The organism is Dyadobacter sp. 3J3, assembly GCF_009801115.1.
GTDB lineage: Bacteria > Bacteroidota > Bacteroidia > Cytophagales > Spirosomataceae > Dyadobacter.
Genome location: NZ_VTOL01000012.1, coordinates 64,078 through 82,629, shown reverse-complemented (window position 1 = coordinate 82,629; position 18,552 = coordinate 64,078). Strand labels below are relative to the sequence as shown.

Sequence of the window (18,552 nt, the reverse complement as noted above, 5' to 3'; positions counted from 1 at the left end):
ATCTATGAACCGAATCCTTAAAGCTTATTTAAAACGACTGACTAATCTCAGTACGCGCAACAAGTCACTTTTATTAACGAGCCTTCCGGCTGAGCAATTTCTGGATTTAAACGAAACTGATTTTCTTCTTGGAAAATCATCTTTCGAATTTATTCAAAACCTGATTCAACGAAAAAACCGGATTCCAGTTTGTGATATACAAGATCCTCGGTTTGAAAAGGTAAATGAAGTGAGCAAACGGTTGCGAAAAATAGCGCGCACAGAAAATTTTATAGAAGAGGAGCGTGGTTCAAGGGATCTTTATGTGGGTTACCCTTTTGTCCGTGGAAAACTGTCGGACGGCACGCCTATACATGCACCTTTATTGTTTTTTCCGGTAACCCTCCGGATTGACCGGGAGCAGTGGTGTTTGTTTGAACGTGATGATATTGGAATCACACTCAACCGTAGTTTTGCCCTGGCTTATGCCCATTTCAATGAGGCTGTAATTTCTGACGAAATACTTGAAAAATCATTCGAGGATTTTTCAAAAGATATACTTGAATTCAGGACACAACTTTACGAGTGGCTTAAAGAAACGCCTCTAAAAATAAACTTTAACCAACAGCTTTTCGATGATAAGTTAAGCCCGTTTGATGTTCAGAAAAGTGCAGATTTGCAGCTTTTGGAAAAAAATGGGGAGTTAAAACTTTATCCGGAAGCGGTGTTGGGTATATTCCCGCAGGCTGGTTCCTACCTTGTGCCGGATTATACTACGCTGCTGGAATTGTCCCAGCAAGAAATGTTTAATATGCTTCTGCTCAATGAAGAAATTGATGAAAGTTTTCAACCACAGGGAATTTCAAATTTAGTTAGCAAAGAACAACAGCCAATTTTACGAGAAGAGCAGATATTAACACCTTTTGCGATTGATGAATCGCAGGAAGGAATTATTCGCGCCGTAAAATCCGGGAAATCTGTTGTGGTTCAAGGTCCCCCCGGAAGTGGGAAATCTCAGCTGATCTGTAATTTAATGGCGGATTTTGCTTCGCAAGGAAAACGTGTTCTGCTGGTTTGCCAAAAACGCGCTGCGTTGGATGTTGTTCATAAGCGCTTGAAAACCGTAGGAATGGATCCTTTTGTAGCACTTATTCATGATTTTAAAAATGACAGAGCAGATTTATACCGGCAGTTTGCTTTGCAGATTGAGCAGGTAGAATCATATCGTCAGCAAAATTATAGTCTGGATGCAGTTTTTCTGGAAAGACAATTCAGTCAGGAAAGCCGTCAGATTGATCGAACAGTTACGGAGCTTGATATATTCAGAAGCGCATTATTTGATGAAACGGAGAGTGGTGTTTCTGTGAAAGAATTGTATCTGACCTGTAATAGCAAAGCGGAAGTTATCGATGTAAAAGATCTTTATCGTTTTTTTCGTCTGGATCAATGGGATGATTTCAAAAGGAGGCTGAAAACTTTTTCGGGTTATTATTTACGATTTAATAAAGAACACGCCTGGTATAACAGAAAAAGTTTTGCCAGATATAATATCGGAGATTTACGGAATATGGAAAAAATGCTCTCGGATTGGCCGGAAGCGTATAATCTCCAAAGTCGTAAATTTGAAAAAATAGCGGGAAGACCATTTTCAATTGATTACACCCAAAATAGAAGCGAAATCCTTGAAAGACTGGAAGACATATTTGAGCTAATTCAAAAGGAAGTTGTTTATGACCTTTTCAAAAAATATATTGACTCAGATAAAAACAGTTCTGAAAGACTGGCATTTATCCGTCAGACGACAGATTCACTGGAAGGATTTGCCGAGGATGGAATTGAATCAAACTTAAAGCAGTCCGAACTCCCCGGTTTTCGTGCACAATTGAAAAAGGCAATTGAAGCAAAACAATCATCGGTTTCCGGAATTTGGTGGAGTTTATTTGGTAACGAAAAAGCGGCGGTTACGGATACCGCTTCCAAAAATGGCCTGACGACTTCTTACGAAGATCTTGAAAAACTGGAACTCAGGCTTCGTAACAGAATAGAACTGGAAAACTGGCTCCAAAGTCCATTACTAAATTTTGAAGAAAAATACCTGGAATTTAATACTTCGTTTGACCAGCAATTTATTCACTTTTTTCAGGATGCTGAAAAAGCGGCAGATGCGGTTTCACGTTCTGTTTTAAAGCCCTGGAAGGAAATAATCATTCATTTAAGCTCACAATCTGAAAATCTAAATGATTTCCGGGCTAATATCGAAAAGCTATCAGGTTGGATTAAATCATGGGGACGATTGGAAGAAATGATGAGCCCGTTTCTGTTACCTATCCAAATTGAAAAACTGATTTTACAGCCTGAATTTTACAGCAGAGAATTACTTTCTTCTTTAAGTAATGATTTTGATTCGCTCGTTGAGATGGACAAAATTATGTTTGAAATGAATGCTAATGAACAAACCGTCGCAACGCGTATTATTTCAAAAGCACAAAAATCAAACTATAAAAGTTCTGAACAATGGGTGGCATTATTTGAAAACAGTATTTCCCTTGAATGGATTGAGCATATTGAAAATAAATTCCCTGAATTAAGAGCGGTCACTTCACTTAAAATGCAGCAATGGGAGGAGCAGCTGCAAGGTAGTATCGAGCAAAAACAGAATTTGAGCCGGGATATAACTGGTATTAAACTTCGGGAAGCTACCTATCAGGATATCGAAAAAAACAGGCTTGGAAACCGGGTTACCTATCGTGAATTAAATCATCAGGTAACTAAAAAGCGAAAAATATGGCCGATCCGTAAGCTTTTGGAAAATTATGCAGAAGATGTGTTTTCGCTTATTCCCTGCTGGATGGCATCTCCGGAGGCGGTTTCTGCGATATTTCCAATGCAGGCGGATTTATTTGACCTGGTTATTTTTGATGAAGCGTCGCAATGTTATGCTGAATATGGATTGCCAGCGGCATTTCGAGGAAAACAGGTTGTAGTAACGGGTGATGCAAAGCAACTTTCTCCAAGTGATTTATATAAAGTCCGGTATGAAGAAAAACCGGATGAAGATGAGATATCAGTAGCACTCGAAGTGGTTTCTTTGCTTGATCTGGCTGCCCAAAGTCTGGATCAATATCAATTATCAGGACATTATCGTAGTCTTTCTCTTGATCTGATCGGGTTTTCAAATCAGCATTTTTATAAAAATTCATTAAGACTGCTGCCTGATTTTAATCTGATAAACAAAGAGGAGCCAGGGATTTCCTACGTTAAAACGGATGGTGTGTGGAAAAATAACATGAATTTGGTTGAAGCTGAAAAAGTAGTAGAACTTATCCGTGAACTTGGCGTGACCGGCAAAACGCTCGGAGTAGTTACCTTTAATTTTTACCAGCAACAGCTTATCCAGGAGACACTCGATAGAGAAAAATTGACAGGTCCGGATTTATTTGTCAAAAATATTGAAAATGTTCAGGGCGATGAAAGGGATATCATCATTTTTTCGATGGGTTATGCTCCTGATGAAAATGGGAAAATAACAATGAATTTTGGTAGTCTGAATATGCAGGGGGGCGAAAACAGACTTAATGTGGCTGTAACCCGTGCAAGAGAAAAAATTTATTTTGTAACCAGTGTGTGGCCTCAACAATTGCAAACGGAGCAGACAGCAAATGAGGGGCCGCGGTTATTAAAAGCATATCTGAATTATGCTCAGCAAGTTTCGGAAGGGAATTACCGGCCACAGCCACTTGCAACGGATCGTTTCCGGTCAAATTGGTTACTGAAAGATAAACTTGCTAAACTGAGACCTGATCTGCACAAGGAGCTGCCTTTTTCAGATCTAACAATCAAAGAAGAAGGGGTATATAAAGGTCTGATCCTGACGGACGATGATTTGTACCACCGAAGTAAATCGTCAAAAGAACCACACGCTTATTTACCCCTTCTGCTACGACTGAAAAACTGGCCGGTCAGGCGAATTTACAGCCGCGAATTTTGGGCCGGATCTATGAATTTGTCAGAAGACTAAAGTTCTTTGATACGGATATTTTTGAAAGAAACTTTGTTTCCATGATCCTGCAAGGCAATTTTGCCTTTTTGAGATACACCGAAACCATCCCATGTTTTGAATTTACTGTTAGCAACAAGCTTTTCCCACTCAGGTCCCATCGTTGAGAATTCAACAAGTTTCTTGCCGTTCAACCAGCTTTCACCATGACCGTTTTTAATGATGATTTTCGCTTTGTTCCATTCGCCAGCAGGCTTTGTAACTGTGAAATCGCTTGGCGGAAGCATATCGTATAACGAAGCAGATTTGTGATTTCCGTCTTTTCCTGCTTTTGCGTCAGGATGTTTAACGTCATCCAAAATCTGTATTTCCGGACCCGTTGAATATGGGCAGCAGTATTTTTTGTCTTCAATCACATGGTAGATAATCCCGCTGTTGCCCCCTTCGCTAATTTTCCAGTCCATCTCTAATTCGAAATCCCCGTATTCTTTATCAGTTACCAGGTCTTTTCCACCTTTTTCAGCAAGTACGATGGCTCCGTCTTCAACTTTCCATTGCGGCAAAACCGAAGTTTCCTGCCAGCTATGCCATCCTGTTGTCGTTTTACCGTCAAATAATTTTACCCATTTTCCTTTTTGAGCTTGTGCTTCGTTTCCTAAAAGGGCTAGTGAAAACAAGGCGATAAGGGCTGTTTTTCCGAATCCTTGCCATTTTGTCAAATTCATGCGCTATTATTTTTAAATGTTTGGATCACAATATTAAGTACTTTTGAGAATGGAATTACTTAAAATCGTATTAAAGTTTAAGTAATTCCATTTTATATTTTTTGTCAGATCCGAAAACTAAAATAATTAATGGCTACTATATTTTCAAGAATTATCAGCGGAGAAATACCTTCTCATAAAATTGCTGAAAATGACGAGTTTTTAGCTTTTCTTGATGCATTCCCTGTCGTCAAAGGACATACGTTGGTAATACCCAAGAAAGAAGTGGACTATATTTTTGATCTGGATGATGATACTTATACCAGACTTTTCCTATTTGCAAAAAGCATTGTTCCAGCTTTGGAAAAAACGGTGCCGTGCCTACGGATTGGCGTGAGCGTTATCGGACTGGAAGTTCCGCATGCACATATTCACCTGCTTCCGTTGAATAGTATGGCTGATACTGATTTTAGTAAGAAGATAAAAATATCGCAGCAGGAGTTGGCTGATTTGGCGAAAGCGATACGTGGTAATATGTAAAATAAAAAGGCCATTAAAATATAATTTCATGGCCTTTTTAATTATAATCAGAACTGTTTTATTTACTTAAAAGCCCTTCTTTTCTGAGACCCAAAGTAAATCCATACGTATCAGCGTATAACTTCCCTAAATCCGCAGCGATAGATCCTTTCAGGATAGTTCCACCAAAAATATTGATCTTGCCCTGCATGGTCAACAGGCCTGAAAATTGAGTAGGGGATCCTACAAAAGGCTCATCATAAGTTCCTGAATTACTCGAATAAGATAATTTTGTTGTCCAGATAATGTTCTGCATTAAAGTACCTTTTAAACCAATGTGAAATACACTCACGCGGTTGTTACTGGTGAAACTATCAGCATAACTTGGCCATCTGTCTTTAGTATCGGATGTTGGTGTGATAAAGGGTGTGCCGATTGTACGATAGTAATATGACCAGCCATCACGGACCTGAGCATGGTTGAAATAATTATCATGTCCTCTGTTTTTTCCGTCTGTAATTATGAAATTATCTCCTCCCTGATCCTTAGTGTAAAGGAATTCAAATACGCCTTCCATAATTTGAAAATTAGAACCGTATGAATTCTTTCTGCGAATACGAAGTCCATTCAATCCGTCTTTAAGCCCGGTCAAATAAAAGATTGAACCGTCCTCGTATGGTGTTTGCCTATATATCAAAATACTTGATCCGAATGTTTCTATTTCAATAGCTAAATCTATACTTCCTAATTGATTACCTATTCTGTTGGTACTATCAAAATAGGTAGCGCTTGATCCTTTCACCCCTAAGCTGCCGGTAGCCATTTTAATATAATTTGCAAATCCACTTGGCATTTTACCATCGATTGTTAAATAAGGCGATTTTCCTCCCCACTGAACCTGGTGATTGGCTCCTGCATATAACTTAAGTCTGGAATTAGATTTTCCCAGTCTAATGTAAATAGCCTTTTGGTGGAGTTTTAGGTCGCTGGTAATCGGGCGGTTATTTTCAAACAATCCATCAGAGTAAAAGCCATTAAAAGAAACCCATCCTTTTGTAAATGGAACAGCAACGAATCCCCTTGTACCAATCTGGATTTTAGGAATAGGCATCGCATTTCCAGACCATGCATAAGATCCGGTTCCAAGTGTTGAGTCCGCTAATCCAACCCATTGTTTTTTTCTGCCAACAGAAAATTCCCAGTTTTTAAACCGGATCGCTCCGTATGCCTGTGGTAGCAAAAATTTATTTTGTTGTTTGGTAATATTCCCTGCCGCCTCGACACCAAATCCAATTCTCCATTTGTTGGTTCCATCATTTGAAAGACTGTGGAAATAATCAAAACCAGCATGAACGCTTCCGGCGGGGCTCACACGGGGAACAATACCAAACTGGTTGGCCTGAATCCAAAAAGGTGTGCGCGAGGTGGAACTTCCAAATCCGGTGAGTTCTACAAATGAAGAAGTAGAATCTGAAAATATGTTTATATCAGAAACAGATTGAGAATGGCTTCTGAAACAAATGGTTGAAATAAAAAAACTAATAAAAATTGTGGAAATTGGTCTCATAAGCTAAATTCAAAAGTTTCTATATAGTGTGGCATAATCAAGATTAAAGAGAGGGTTGGGTATAAAAACTTTTTTTCTAACGCTTAAAAACCGATACTTAATACACTACCAAAACATACCGCTTTTGCGATAGCCGATTAATGCACCTGATGAATTAGGATAAAGTTTGCCAATATCGGAATAAAAACTGGCAATAAAACTCCCGTTTCTTAGAAATTTCATTTTTTTCTCTGCACTTAACTGAACTGAAACCTGATGTTTTACAGTGTCAAATAGATTGATATATGTTCCGAAATTTCGTGAATAGGTGCCCTTGAAAAGAAAATTGGTATTTAACCAACTTGCTGTTAGTCCTGAATGAAAAGCCCAAGTTCTGTTATTATTTGTAAATTTTGTTTTGTTACGTGGGAGATCACTATCTGTTAAATTTTGGCCTGAAATTAATGGGGTTCCTATGGAGGCGCCATGATAGGACCAACCGCGGCCGTAAAGGTAAGAATTGAAATAATCACCTTTCTCAAAAATGGCAAGTCCCGAAAGAGGAGCATTGTTGGTTTGATTTTGTGTTCCTATTACTTCGAACAACAAAGAATTGATAGCAAAATAAGTTTCATTTTTGCTAAGTGGTTTGCTGCGTTTTAGGCTTATTCCATTCAGTCCGTCAACAATATTATTAACTTTAAATAATGAGCCTGTGTCATAGATATTTTGTCTGTATAAAAAGTAATTCCAGTTGCTGCCTTTCCATTCTCCGGCAATATCTATTGTTCCGAAATGGGTACCAACTTTTCTATAATCCAGTGTTTTTCCCGAAATTACATACCAGTAGGCTTTAAGTGTGCTGAGATGATTAACTGGTGCAATCTCACTTTCACCACCCCAAATTGCTTGGTGATTAATGCCAGTATAAATTTTGAGTTTATTATCGGTACGTCCAATCCGAAAGTAAATTGATTTTTGATGAAAGTAAGTGTTTGGTACATAACTGGTACTTCCATAAGAAATTTGACTACCTCCTAATCTACCGTCAGAATATGAAGCTTTAACTGAAATCAAATCGTTTGTAAAACCTATTGGCAGGAAAACGGGAATTGAAATTTTAAAACCAGGTATAGGTCTGGCGTTACCGGATACTGCCAGGGAGCCAGAAGTAAGCACTGTATCTACCAACCCCGTCATCGACTTTTTCTGGCCCGCTAAAAACTCCACCGGCCCAATTTTGCCAGCGACATATAAATCAGTTAGGAAATAATCTCCGTTTTTCCCTAATCCTGATTTTCCATAGTTGGTAATTAATTCGGCACCTGCAGACCACTGAAAAATTCTAGGGTTGTTTGGGTTGTAAATTTTGTATGCCGCCCATTGACCGCTTACAAAAGTCCCATTCAAAGGGATCGCACCGTTCTGGTTGGTACGCATCCAAAAAGGTGACCGGGCGGTAGAACCAGCCAGAGAAAGAGAAGCTTTATATTGGAAAGTAGAGTCTTGAGCCTGCGATAGCAATGCGGTAAAAAAAAGAAAACTGATAAAAAAGCAATTACGCATCGAATTGGAATATAGGTATTTAATGACCTAAAATATCTTTTAATATTACTTTTAAGGAAGGTCAAGGTTAATGGAGAAAACCTACTTTTCTCCATCCTATGGTAAGAGCAGAATTGTTTGTATATAATTTACCTTTATCCGCTGCTAAACTTATACTTAAAAGACTTTTATTCCAAATAGAAATTGGTCTTTCTGCGCGAATTATTAATGATGTTTGATTAAGAGCCGATGGAAATGGTAAATTGTAAGTTCCGAAATTCTGGGAAAAAGTGCCTTTAAATAATAAATCAACCTTCTTCCAGGATGCTTTCAAACCAAGGTGAAATGCAATTATTCTATTATTGGCAGTAAAGTTAGCATTATCCCGGATAATATTATCCCGGTACATGTTCTGTGGACCTATCAAGGGTGTACCGAGGGCTCTTCCTTTATACGACCAGCCTTGTGCATAAATGTAATGGTTAAAGTAGTTGTCTCTGCCAAAAATTCCTTTATCAAAGTCGAAAGTGTTACCCCCTTGCTCTTTGGTGTACACAAACTCAGCTAAGATTGAGTTCAGTTTAAAGGAAAGATCTTTTTTATCAATATATTTTCTTCTTATTCTTAGTCCATTAAGGCCGTCAGCAATATTGGTAAGTTTTGCAAGCGAACCGTCTTCATAAATACTTTGACGATAAAAGAAAACATTCCAGACATTGCCTCTCCATTCCGCTGCCATGTCTATCGTTCCAAAATGATTTCCTACCCTGCTGCCTGCCCAGGGTTTTCCCAAAATTACATATTTATAGGCCTCTGGAGTTTTTAAACCACCGGTAAATATTTTTTCTTCTCCACCCCACATAGCTTGATGATTGAATCCGGCATACAGGCTGATCTTATGACTTAGGCCTCCCAGTCTCAAATAAAGAGATTTTTGGTGCATGTAGGTATCCGGAATTTGGCTCACATTGCCGTAATTAATATGGGAAGAGCCTAATAAGCCATCAGAATATGAAAACTTGAACGAAATGATGTCATTTAAAGGAATAATATTTACAAAATTGGGTGTAGATATTTGTATTTTAGGATAAGGACGAGCATTTTGCGACATCGCCAGGGAACCTGATGTTAGGGTACTATCCGTTATTCCCATTGATTCCCTACGCTGCCCAATACTTATTTCTAGCGGTCCCGCTTTTCCCGCCAAATACAAATCCGTAAAAAAGACTGAGCTGAATTTACTAGCATTAGTAATCAACTCCGCTCCACCTGACCATTGAAATAAACGAGGATTTCCGGGGTTATAAATTTTGTGAATTCCATATTGCCCTGAAACAAATGAGCCATTTTTTGGAATGGCTCCATATTGGTTTGATTGTAACCAATATGGAGTATTGTTGTTTGCCCCGGAAGCAAGCAGACTAAAAGAATAAGTTAATGTTGAATCTTGTGCATAGTTTATACCAATACTTAAAACAAAAAATAAAAGAAATTTAAGTATTGGTATTTTCCTCATTGGAAAGGTAGGCAAGATTTGAAATTAGCTGTTATCAAAATAAATATTAAAGCCCTTTCCTGCCTAATATTACCCAAATCGTTAACATTATTATTTTAAGTTCAAGCTGTATACTCCAGTTCTTGATGTAATAAAGATCATACATCAATTTATGACGAGCATCACGAACACCAGCACCATAGGGGTACATAACCTGGGCATATCCGGTAATACCAGGTTTTACATTGTGTCTGATGTTGTAATAAGGAATTATTTCATCGAAAGTTTCAGTGAATACAGGCCTCTCCGGTCTTGGGCCAATCAAGGAAATATCTCTACGGAAAATATTAATAATTTGAGGAAGTTCGTCGATCCTGCTGGCACGCATGAAGGATCCGTAAGAAAATATACGTTGATCCTTTTTTCTTGAAAAACTTGCTCCATTAATTTCCGCATCTAATCGCATAGATCTGAACTTAATACATCCAAAATGTTTGTTAGCCATGCCAACCCTTTCCTGAAAATAAAAAACGGGTCCAGGAGATTCCATTTTTATCCTGAAATAGCTCATAATCCAAAGTGGTAGGCTAATAAGGAACAATGTTGCCGAAATAGTAACGTCAATTATTTTTTTTGGATAACGTACTCTTCTTCCAAAATTTAACAAGGAGCTAATATTTGGGTTTGATTCGATAATATTATCTGGAATGTAGACTTTTTTTAATTTGGATTCACAAAAGTCATATACCGTACTTATTTTAATTGATTTATTCCTTCTCACGACCAGTTCATAAATAACATGATATCTGTTATCATATTGCGGGTTGGCGACCAGATGAATTTTCTCAAACTTATCCAGAAGAGGGCTAACTTCATTACTTAATAGAAAGTCGTCATCTGTTGACTGAGGTATAAGTATAATTTCCTGATAATTTTTTAATAAGAGTGCCAGATCATACTTATGAAGAAAATAATCATAGCTGGTGATAATGAGTACCTCATTAGTAGTCGCAGTCTTACTGCGTAAACGATGAATGCATGTATGATGCGCTGTATACGTTTTCTTCATATGCGAAGATAGATGTGTGTATGAGTGATAGTTGTGTGTTTTAACTACAAGTTTATACAAAAATATTGTAAATAAGAAAAATAAGGGTGGTTAGATTTTAATATTAGCAAGTTATATTTTTTTGATATGGTTTAATTTATGATAATAAAAAAGTAATTCCTTGATTTGAAGTGCTTTCTTTCGTTTAAACCATACTTATTTGTGCTAATTAAGCTAACATTAGGAGGATTCAGATTATAATTAATTCACTCCGAGGTTTTTTTCATTTTAGCACTTCGGCAATTAAGATATTATATAGTTCTCTATAATTTTGATACATTACAGTAGCCGTAAATTTGTCTTCGAACGACTTTCTTGCAGCCTTAGAGAATGAATGGTAATGCAAAGATCCGTCTTCAAAAGCTAGTATTTTTTCTTTAAAAGCACTAACTGTATTTTCTATTGCAAATCCATTAGTTCCGTCTAATACTTCCGAAATACCCCCTACATTGGACGCTAACACAGGTTTTTCATAGGCCATTGCTTCTAAAATAGACATGGGCATACCTTCATAGTCCGAGGCTAAAAGAAAAACATCACACAAAGGTAGATAGATATGTGCATTTTTAATTTCTCCCAAACAGATAACATTCGGCGGTATATTCTGTGGGGTGTAGCTATTGCCAATCCACACAAATTTAATATTTCTTTTGTGTTCGCAAGACTCGGCAAGTTCGCAAAAGAGGTCAAACCTCTTTGGTTTACTTAGGCGAGCTATACTAAGGACCACAAAGCAGGATTCCTTTATTTTTTTTAGCCTTTCAAAGGTTAGATCTATCTCATCAGTCTTTTGTAAGTTAGGCCAGTCGGTAATACCATTATATATGTTTACTGCGTTGTCTTCAATACCTTCCTGTTTTAAGTTTTTGAGATCATAATGGCTAACTGCTACAATAAATTTTGCTCGGTTTTTTAACACTTTTTCCAACGGCAAAAAAATTTTATAAGCCAGCCTTATAGAATCGAAGCCATGAATAGTGTAGACGATTTTTTTAGATGGAAAAGCCAGCCTACCTAAAATACCAACTTTGGATGAATGCAAATGAACCACATCTGGCTCAAATTGCCGATAAAGCTGTTTAAGCTTTTGGACTACTAATATTTCTTTTACAGGACTCACAGCCCGCTGAAGCTCGGGAATTCGGATTTTTACTACTCGCTCGTCCAATACTTCCCACATTGGCCCATCTTGCTCGGAAACAACAATAACATCATGCCCGTCTTGAATCGACTCGTTTGCAAGATTGATAACAACCGATTGAGCACCTCCTAAATCGGCCAAGGTGATGACGTGAAAGATTTTCATCGGTTAGTGGCCAGGTTTAAAATTGTCTCGTATTTTTTTATATCGTCATCTGACATTCTGCTAGATCGCTGTTTCAGTAATATCTCAGCCATATTTCCCATTTCTAAAACCCTAAAGGTAAAATATTTGATTCGTGATAAGAGTACCAGATACTGTTTTGACATGAAAGACAAATCATGTTCGTCGGCAAAACGCTCAAAGTGTTTAATGAATTTTTTGTGTTTTAGAGAATTGGGAGTGCTAGCTTCCCGGTAAAATAAAACAGGTGTATTCATGTTTTTAAAAATACAATTGTCTATTAGACGATACCATAGCTCCAAATCCTCCATTGGAGAATATTCCCCTTTATACGGATTATTCCTTAGGACGCTTGTTTTTGCCATCACTGTCGGGTGCATTGGTACTAATCCATCTAAAATGTTCTTTTTTGACTTCGCTGGTTTGGAAAATTTGTATCCTAACACGTTCCCATTATTATTAATGCTTATTGCATCCCCATGTAGAAGATCTATGTTATGGTTTTCAAACTCATTAACTTGTATTTTAATACGATCCGGGAACATTACATCATCTGCATCCATTCGGGCAAAATATTTTCCCCTTGCAATACTTACCATCTGGTTTAATCTATATGGGGCCTTCATATTTTTGCCATCTTTAATAATGACAATTCTATCATCATTAAATGATTTTAGGATTTCGTATGTACTATCCGTGCTGCCATCATCCGCTATTATTAATTCAAAATTTTTAAAAGTCTGATTGAGAATGGAATTAACCGCCATTTCAATGAAGTCTTCTCCATTGAATACCGGCATTCCTATAGTTACTAAAACATCATCCATTAATGTGACTTTATTTATCGGTTGTAATTTCGTATTCTTTCAGTATTATTTGCTGTGGTTAAGGAGCTTCCACTGCTTGGCGCCATTTTCCTATTGCACATTAAATGCCAAAAGCTTAGTCATGGTGGCTTGCGTTTAAGTACGTGGTAAATTAAACAGCATACTGGTTTATAAGCGGTCGTTATTTAGCAAGCGCCTGCTGACACGCTTTGTTGCGTTGTCTGTCTGCCACCCATACCACAAACAAGCGGGTTAAGAAATTGGGTTATGTTTTATCAAGGGAAGTTTTAAAATACACACACTGGAAAATACCTATTTTGCAAGAACGATAAGTGAACTGCCGCCCATTACACGAACAGCTAGATCAGGATTGATAGCATAAAAAAATCGGAGTGGAAGTTGAAATATTTTTTTGAGAAGCGTTTTTTGTGCCATTTCAAATCCCCATGGAGTGTAAAATGAGTCAATTATTTCGTAGCCGGAATCAACTAACGTTGCCAAAGCCGTCTCTTTAGTGAAATAATGAAGGTGTCCAACATTGTTTCTCGCGTCCATTAAAACCTTGGGACGGAGAATTTTTTGAACAGTCATATCCAAAGGTATATGAAGTACTTTGTAACCGCCAAATTTTTTGCAATTTCTCAGAAAACCCATATAATCCTCAATATGCTCGAAGACATCGATGATCAGAAGAACGTCGAAAACTTCTGGAGGCATGGATACAAGTAAGTCACCATGATAAAAGGATAATCTTTCCTTCTCTCTCTTTTTGGCTAATTTTATTGCATCTTCCGAAATATCATATCCTATAAATTCGCAATCACTTGGTAATGAAATTTGAAGCTGATTGAGGATTTCTCCCGCACCACAACCTATTTCACATATGCTTTTTGGGTCAATTTTATTTTTCGAAAATATTTTTTTTATTTTATCAGCTTTCCAGGCAGAGTCCTCGGTATGCCAGCTTGGATGATTTTTGAGGTAGTCTCCGTCCATGTATAGAGTTTCGGTCATTGTTTTTGGAGTTTATTGTTTTGTGTATAGTTGTGTATTTTGGATGTCAATGGCATACTTTTTATTTATATATCAGGTCCTGTAAACAGATATATAAATGGCCGTTAATTATTTTCGATTTCTATCCAATTTTCTAAATTTAAATTTTTCTTGCTATGGTCTGAAAACCAAAATTTTGGGGAAATTGTGATTTTATTCTCGTAATTATTTAGATATGCGGCCCACCAGCTAAAAGTACTGTTTGCAATAATATTATGATTACAAATGGACATTAGATGCAAATCTTCGGATGGTCTATTTTGCACGGTTGGATTTACGAAAGTGTAATCAATTCCTTGAAAATTTAAGTTGTCTTGAACCCATTTAAAATCATCTGAAAAAATAAAAAAATGTAGATTACAACATCTCAATTTGCGAATTGTCTCGATAGAATTGAAGTAGTACTGGGCTTCACAAGAAGAAAGAAAATTATTTTTATGAAGCAAATAGTCAGTTTTCCTTATATGCATGGATACAGACTCTCCATCTAGATTTAGAATTTTGTCCTTGTAGGCCTTAGCCTGTGTACTTAGAGGACTTTTCAAAACGAAAAGTTTTCGTATCTCCTTATCAATTTCTATGACAAATTGTGGTTTCTGCCAGTAACCCCAGTAATAGCACATCTCATCAGCTATTATTCTATTGCTTACCTTTGGCTCAAAAAAATAGTTTTTTCCGTTTAAAAGTAATTTGTTTAAGTAATAATTAACTCTGGCATATCTACTTTTATTAAATTTCCTCAATTGTGGTTTGGTAGCAAGCTGAATTTCGATTTGGAAATTATCAATTTCAATATTTCTAAGTTGATTCGAATTTAGATCTTGTACATCAAGAAACATTTGCCTCTTATACTTCAATGATAAGTTCAAGCCAAATGCATACTGAAACAACTGGTTTCCCAGACCACCATGAAGTTTAACTATGATCATTGTTACCTCTTTAAATAATGCCAAAATTGGTTCTTAAAATTGTCTTTATAATCGTATGTCTTTTACCAGAAGTTATACGAACATACTAAAAAGAATAATTGCGTGTTAAGCAAATCGTTTGACTCTGAGCATACTTAGGTCAAACGATTGATTAAGTATCTAAATTGATTACCCGATTATATCCTGCTGCCAATTCTTGTAGCCGGAGTGCCCGCTACAATGTCGTAGCTAGTCACGTCTTTGGTAACAACAGAGCCTGCTGCGACTATTGCTCCTTGGTGTATAGTCACGCCATCGACAATAGTGGAATTGGCCCCAATCCATACGTCATCTTCAATAATTATTCCTTTGGTCGTCGCACCCTGCTTAATCATAGGAATATCTATTCTGGCAAAAGCATGGTTACCCCCTGCAATCATGCAATTAGGAGCTATCATTACATATTTTCCTATTTTCACATCTCCGTAAATTGCGGTCCCTGGGTTAATTTGAACATGGTTGGAAACAATTAGTCTGCTTGGCCATAAAATTACATTTGAGTTTATTTCCACATATTTACCTAAATCAATTCTTTTGGCGTTTCTAATCGAAGACGAAATTGAGATATAAGTACCAAATCCAATTTTCCTAAAGATTAGATAATTAATTGGATATGAAATATAAGAATATAATATTCTCAAAAAGATACCCAGGTATAAAATGGGATTTTCGATTATTTTTCGAATTTTAGATTGCATCAGATCCCATTAAAAATTTAATAATGTTCCAGTAATCTTTTCGTTTTGAGCGCTTACCTATAATTGTAAATGCAATGTATTTTAATGCGGCAAAAAATAATTCGATTAGCTTGTAAGCTGAGCTTGTCGGTTTGTTGAAAAACTTATGATAGAAGATCAAATAGCTTTTAATTTCAGACTTAAGCTTGAATAAATTCCCTGACGATGCACCTTGTTTGTGAATGATTTTAGCGTCGGGAACAGACATTGAGCTCCACCCTTTTTTGTGAAATCGGTACTGTAAATCACCTTCTTCGACATACATGAAGTATTGTGGGTCAAATCCACCGATCAGGTCGAACTTTTCCTTAGATATCATCATGTCTGCTCCAATTACTATTGCTACTTTTTTTGTTACACTAGTATCATTAAAAGAGCTATGCCCAAAAAAGGAAGATAAATGAGCTCTATATAGTATAATACCAAATAGAGAGGGGAATCTTATAGAATAGGAGAAATTTGGTTTTCCATCCTCGTGATACAAATTACCACCGCAGCAAGCAACATTGTTACTATCTTCTTTTTCCATAAATTCAAATAGAATTTTGATTGCATTATTGATCAAAATTGTATCTGAATTGAGATAAAATAAATATTTTCCACTCGCTATTGAATTCCCCAAATTGTTTCCTTTACCAAAGCCTAGGTTTTTCTTGCTTTCAATTAGCTTTACATCTGAAAAATTTTCTCTTACCGACCTTACTGATTCATCGACAGAATTATTATCAACGACAATAACTTCAAATTTTATGCCTAATGTTTTCGTGTATACTGATGTTAAACAGTCATTTAGAAGTGCACTGGTATTATAGTTTACAATGATTACTGAGACATCCATTAACTAATTATTTTGAGATAATATAAATTTAGAAACAGATAGGTAGAGGCAATTCCAATTATAACGATTTTTCCAGCAGGCTTGTATTGGAACAAATTCACTAGCATAGGAAGTGTTAGTATATCAAAGGCAAAAAAAAGGTCACTAATTCTCCCTGCGAAAGCAGGGTTACTCGATAACAGTACATAGATAGCAGTACCCACCACATAAATTTTTATTAAAAGGAATGCATAGTTATTATAAAGTAACAGTTTATTTGCATAAGTTATAAAGACAACGCACAGCACACACCTGATCAGCTGCCAAGTATTAAAAATATTGAGGGTGGAATCAAAATCCCCATCATAGGAAGCAGCTCGAGATTGAAAATCCTCAGGAAAGTAGGTAAACATAAAAATAACGAAGAATTTTGCATAGGAAACTGCGAAATAACTAATTATTAGGAGTAGCAAGTATGATAGCTGGTTGAATTTTTTTGGATTTAGAAACCATAACACCAAAATTACAAATGACGAATAGTGAAATAATGTAGCTATGATAATTAATGATAAAAATTGCAAAAATTTGCGTTCGTAAAGTGGTGTAATACTTAAAAGTGCAAATCCTATCGCGGCTCCTGCTCTGATTTGAGTTGTGTCATGAAGTATAAAGGAATATGAAAAATATACAACAATAGACAATAAAAAAAAATTAGAGATTTTCCTGATGGCAATTACTTTAAGAGTAACACCAATTATTGCATATATCAAAAAAAATGGCAAAACCGGGTCACTAAATATTGATTTAAGCCAGTAGGAAATAAATTTAAATGTTGGCTCCATTTGTGGACGGTCCTCATTTAGCATTAAATTAACGTACTGAAGATAATCTCTATCAACACCTGCAGGCCTAAATCCAGCCAAGGATATTAGAAATACTGTCGTTAATAGAAATGTAATCTTGCTGAGCTGATCGCCTCTTGTATCAAAGTATGAAGACGTACTCATGAAGGCAAAGATGCAAAATAATGCTGTTAGAGTAATGACCATAATAAATTTAAAGTCCCCTGGTTGATTTGAATTTTGACAGCATTTTTTGTAGTAATGTATGCCCCTCTATGTTTAGTCCCTTACTCCAATGAGTGCCAATTTCTACGGAATTGATATAGTATTCTTCCTCACTACTAAAATTATCGGAGTCGTTATACCAAGGCATATGCCAAGCGGTATAAGGTGCACCTGTTCTGATCATACTAAATATTCCTCTTTTACTGATGTACGAAAATGGACGATGTAAAGCAAAGGTCGTATCAATACTTGCGCTATATAAGTTTGTCTTTATTTCTTTTAAGTAGAACTGAGACTCCCACCTTATCACTTTATCTTTGTCTTTGTAATGATCTGGTAGGTTATCGATCCTTAACGAAAACCCCACCTTTTGCACCAAAGGATATTGTCTTAACAGTTTATAGAAATAGTCTAAAAAATCGGTTGGACAGTTCGCATCCGGAACAACATCAGAGTCTGTGTAAACGTAGTAATTACTTTTCACTTCATTATAAAGATCAATTTTTTCTAGAGCATTATAGCCCATGTTTTTGTCTAATCGAATGATGCGATAAGGACAAGATGCATAGAAGCTCAGAAGTGGCTCATAGCTTGAATTGTTGTCGATAATTATTATGTTCCTATAATCTCCGGTTTCTAAAAAATCAATGAGAGACTTTAAAAATGTTAACCTATTTCTGTTATTTATAATGATGGGAATATTTTTTATTTGATTTTTTTCTAACTTATTTGAAAATAAAAAATTACGTATTGATACTAGGAAATAGAATAACTTTTTCAGAGCAAAATATCCATTATTAATTGTTTCAGACATATGAATAGATTTAAAATAAATCAAGTTTTTTATTATTATCTAATGCAGGAGT

At 36.4% G+C, this 18,552-nt stretch carries 15 protein-coding genes; 2 read left to right on the top strand and 13 right to left on the bottom strand.

Annotated elements, in window-relative coordinates:
* The first annotated feature begins 4 nt into the window (after positions 1–4).
* Entirely contained in the window at positions 5–3,997 is a 3,993-nt protein-coding gene (locus tag FZF08_RS23610; protein WP_159474369.1) for an AAA domain-containing protein, read from the top strand.
* Here the strand turns inward: FZF08_RS23610 and FZF08_RS23605 are convergent.
* Entirely contained in the window at positions 3,994–4,701 is a 708-nt protein-coding gene (locus FZF08_RS23605; RefSeq protein WP_159474366.1) for a DUF1080 domain-containing protein, read from the bottom strand. The genes FZF08_RS23610 and FZF08_RS23605 overlap by 4 nt on opposite strands.
* Positions 4,702–4,830: 129 nt before the next feature.
* Here FZF08_RS23605 and FZF08_RS23600 point away from each other — a divergent pair, with 129 nt between their 5' ends.
* Positions 4,831–5,220: an HIT family protein gene (locus tag FZF08_RS23600; RefSeq protein ID WP_159474363.1), complete on the top strand. Its 390-nt coding sequence runs from the start codon at positions 4,831–4,833 to the stop codon at positions 5,218–5,220.
* A 58-nt stretch (positions 5,221–5,278) separates the two neighbouring features.
* Here FZF08_RS23600 and FZF08_RS23595 read toward each other — a convergent pair whose 3' ends face one another.
* The 12 genes from FZF08_RS23595 to FZF08_RS23540 all read right to left on the bottom strand — a co-directional run bounded on the left by FZF08_RS23595 (position 5,279) and on the right by FZF08_RS23540 (position 18,500).
* Positions 5,279–6,766, bottom strand: a complete 1,488-nt coding sequence (locus tag FZF08_RS23595) for a capsule assembly Wzi family protein (protein WP_159474360.1) — start codon at positions 6,764–6,766, stop codon at positions 5,279–5,281.
* 105 nt (positions 6,767–6,871) lie between these two features.
* Positions 6,872–8,311 (bottom strand): capsule assembly Wzi family protein, encoded by a 1,440-nt coding sequence (locus tag FZF08_RS23590; RefSeq protein ID WP_159474357.1) that lies wholly within the window; start codon positions 8,309–8,311, stop codon positions 6,872–6,874.
* 67 nt (positions 8,312–8,378) lie between these two features.
* Entirely contained in the window at positions 8,379–9,806 is a 1,428-nt protein-coding gene (locus FZF08_RS23585) for a capsule assembly Wzi family protein (RefSeq protein WP_159474354.1), read from the bottom strand.
* A 46-nt stretch (positions 9,807–9,852) separates the two neighbouring features.
* The gene (locus FZF08_RS23580; protein WP_159474351.1) at positions 9,853–10,854 is read right to left on the bottom strand and encodes a sugar transferase; all 1,002 of its coding nucleotides are present in this window, start codon (positions 10,852–10,854) and stop codon (positions 9,853–9,855) included.
* A gap of 262 nt (positions 10,855–11,116) precedes the next feature.
* Complete coding sequence (locus tag FZF08_RS23575) at positions 11,117–12,199, bottom strand: glycosyltransferase (protein ID WP_159474348.1); 1,083 nt, start codon at positions 12,197–12,199, stop codon at positions 11,117–11,119.
* The gene (locus FZF08_RS23570) at positions 12,196–13,044 is read right to left on the bottom strand and encodes a glycosyltransferase (protein ID WP_159474345.1); all 849 of its coding nucleotides are present in this window, start codon (positions 13,042–13,044) and stop codon (positions 12,196–12,198) included. Before FZF08_RS23570 ends, FZF08_RS23575 begins: the two co-directional genes overlap by 4 nt.
* Positions 13,045–13,356: 312 nt before the next feature.
* On the bottom strand, positions 13,357–14,058 hold the full coding sequence (locus FZF08_RS23565; RefSeq protein WP_159474342.1) for a bifunctional 2-polyprenyl-6-hydroxyphenol methylase/3-demethylubiquinol 3-O-methyltransferase UbiG: 702 nt from the start codon (positions 14,056–14,058) through the stop codon (positions 13,357–13,359).
* 104 nt (positions 14,059–14,162) lie between these two features.
* Positions 14,163–15,026, bottom strand: coding sequence for an alpha-1,2-fucosyltransferase (locus FZF08_RS23560; protein ID WP_159474339.1), 864 nt, complete (start codon positions 15,024–15,026; stop codon positions 14,163–14,165).
* A 176-nt stretch (positions 15,027–15,202) separates the two neighbouring features.
* A complete protein-coding gene (locus FZF08_RS32095) occupies positions 15,203–15,763 on the bottom strand; it encodes a DapH/DapD/GlmU-related protein (protein ID WP_159474336.1) in 561 nt (186 codons plus the stop codon).
* Entirely contained in the window at positions 15,753–16,640 is an 888-nt protein-coding gene (locus tag FZF08_RS23550; protein WP_159474333.1) for a glycosyltransferase family 2 protein, read from the bottom strand. The genes FZF08_RS32095 and FZF08_RS23550 overlap by 11 nt, the downstream gene beginning before the upstream one ends.
* Complete coding sequence (locus FZF08_RS23545; protein WP_159474330.1) at positions 16,640–17,626, bottom strand: EpsG family protein; 987 nt, start codon at positions 17,624–17,626, stop codon at positions 16,640–16,642. The genes FZF08_RS23550 and FZF08_RS23545 overlap by 1 nt, the downstream gene beginning before the upstream one ends.
* 49 nt (positions 17,627–17,675) lie before the next feature.
* Positions 17,676–18,500, bottom strand: coding sequence for a glycosyltransferase (locus FZF08_RS23540; RefSeq protein WP_159474327.1), 825 nt, complete (start codon positions 18,498–18,500; stop codon positions 17,676–17,678).
* Between the last annotated feature and the right edge of the window lie 52 nt (positions 18,501–18,552).

Excerpts from the sequence above, each read along its gene's own strand:
- FZF08_RS23590 (WP_159474357.1), bottom strand. The coding sequence starts at position 8,311 with ATGCGTAATTGCTTTTTTATCAGTTTTCTTTTTTTTACCGCATTGCTA.
- FZF08_RS23560 (WP_159474339.1), bottom strand. The coding sequence starts at position 15,026 with ATGATCATAGTTAAACTTCATGGTGGTCTGGGAAACCAGTTGTTTCAG.
- FZF08_RS23610 (WP_159474369.1), top strand. The coding sequence starts at position 5 with ATGAACCGAATCCTTAAAGCTTATTTAAAACGACTGACTAATCTCAGT.
- FZF08_RS23585 (WP_159474354.1), bottom strand. The coding sequence starts at position 9,806 with ATGAGGAAAATACCAATACTTAAATTTCTTTTATTTTTTGTTTTAAGT.
- FZF08_RS23605 (WP_159474366.1), bottom strand. The coding sequence starts at position 4,701 with ATGAATTTGACAAAATGGCAAGGATTCGGAAAAACAGCCCTTATCGCC.
- FZF08_RS23600 (WP_159474363.1), top strand. The coding sequence starts at position 4,831 with ATGGCTACTATATTTTCAAGAATTATCAGCGGAGAAATACCTTCTCAT.
- FZF08_RS32095 (WP_159474336.1), bottom strand. The coding sequence starts at position 15,763 with ATGCAATCTAAAATTCGAAAAATAATCGAAAATCCCATTTTATACCTG.
- FZF08_RS23565 (WP_159474342.1), bottom strand. The coding sequence starts at position 14,058 with ATGACCGAAACTCTATACATGGACGGAGACTACCTCAAAAATCATCCA.
- FZF08_RS23540 (WP_159474327.1), bottom strand. The coding sequence starts at position 18,500 with ATGTCTGAAACAATTAATAATGGATATTTTGCTCTGAAAAAGTTATTC.
- FZF08_RS23575 (WP_159474348.1), bottom strand. The coding sequence starts at position 12,199 with ATGAAAATCTTTCACGTCATCACCTTGGCCGATTTAGGAGGTGCTCAA.
- FZF08_RS23550 (WP_159474333.1), bottom strand. The coding sequence starts at position 16,640 with ATGGATGTCTCAGTAATCATTGTAAACTATAATACCAGTGCACTTCTA.
- FZF08_RS23595 (WP_159474360.1), bottom strand. The coding sequence starts at position 6,766 with ATGAGACCAATTTCCACAATTTTTATTAGTTTTTTTATTTCAACCATT.
- FZF08_RS23580 (WP_159474351.1), bottom strand. The coding sequence starts at position 10,854 with ATGAAGAAAACGTATACAGCGCATCATACATGCATTCATCGTTTACGC.
- FZF08_RS23545 (WP_159474330.1), bottom strand. The coding sequence starts at position 17,626 with ATGAGTACGTCTTCATACTTTGATACAAGAGGCGATCAGCTCAGCAAG.
- FZF08_RS23570 (WP_159474345.1), bottom strand. The coding sequence starts at position 13,044 with ATGGATGATGTTTTAGTAACTATAGGAATGCCGGTATTCAATGGAGAA.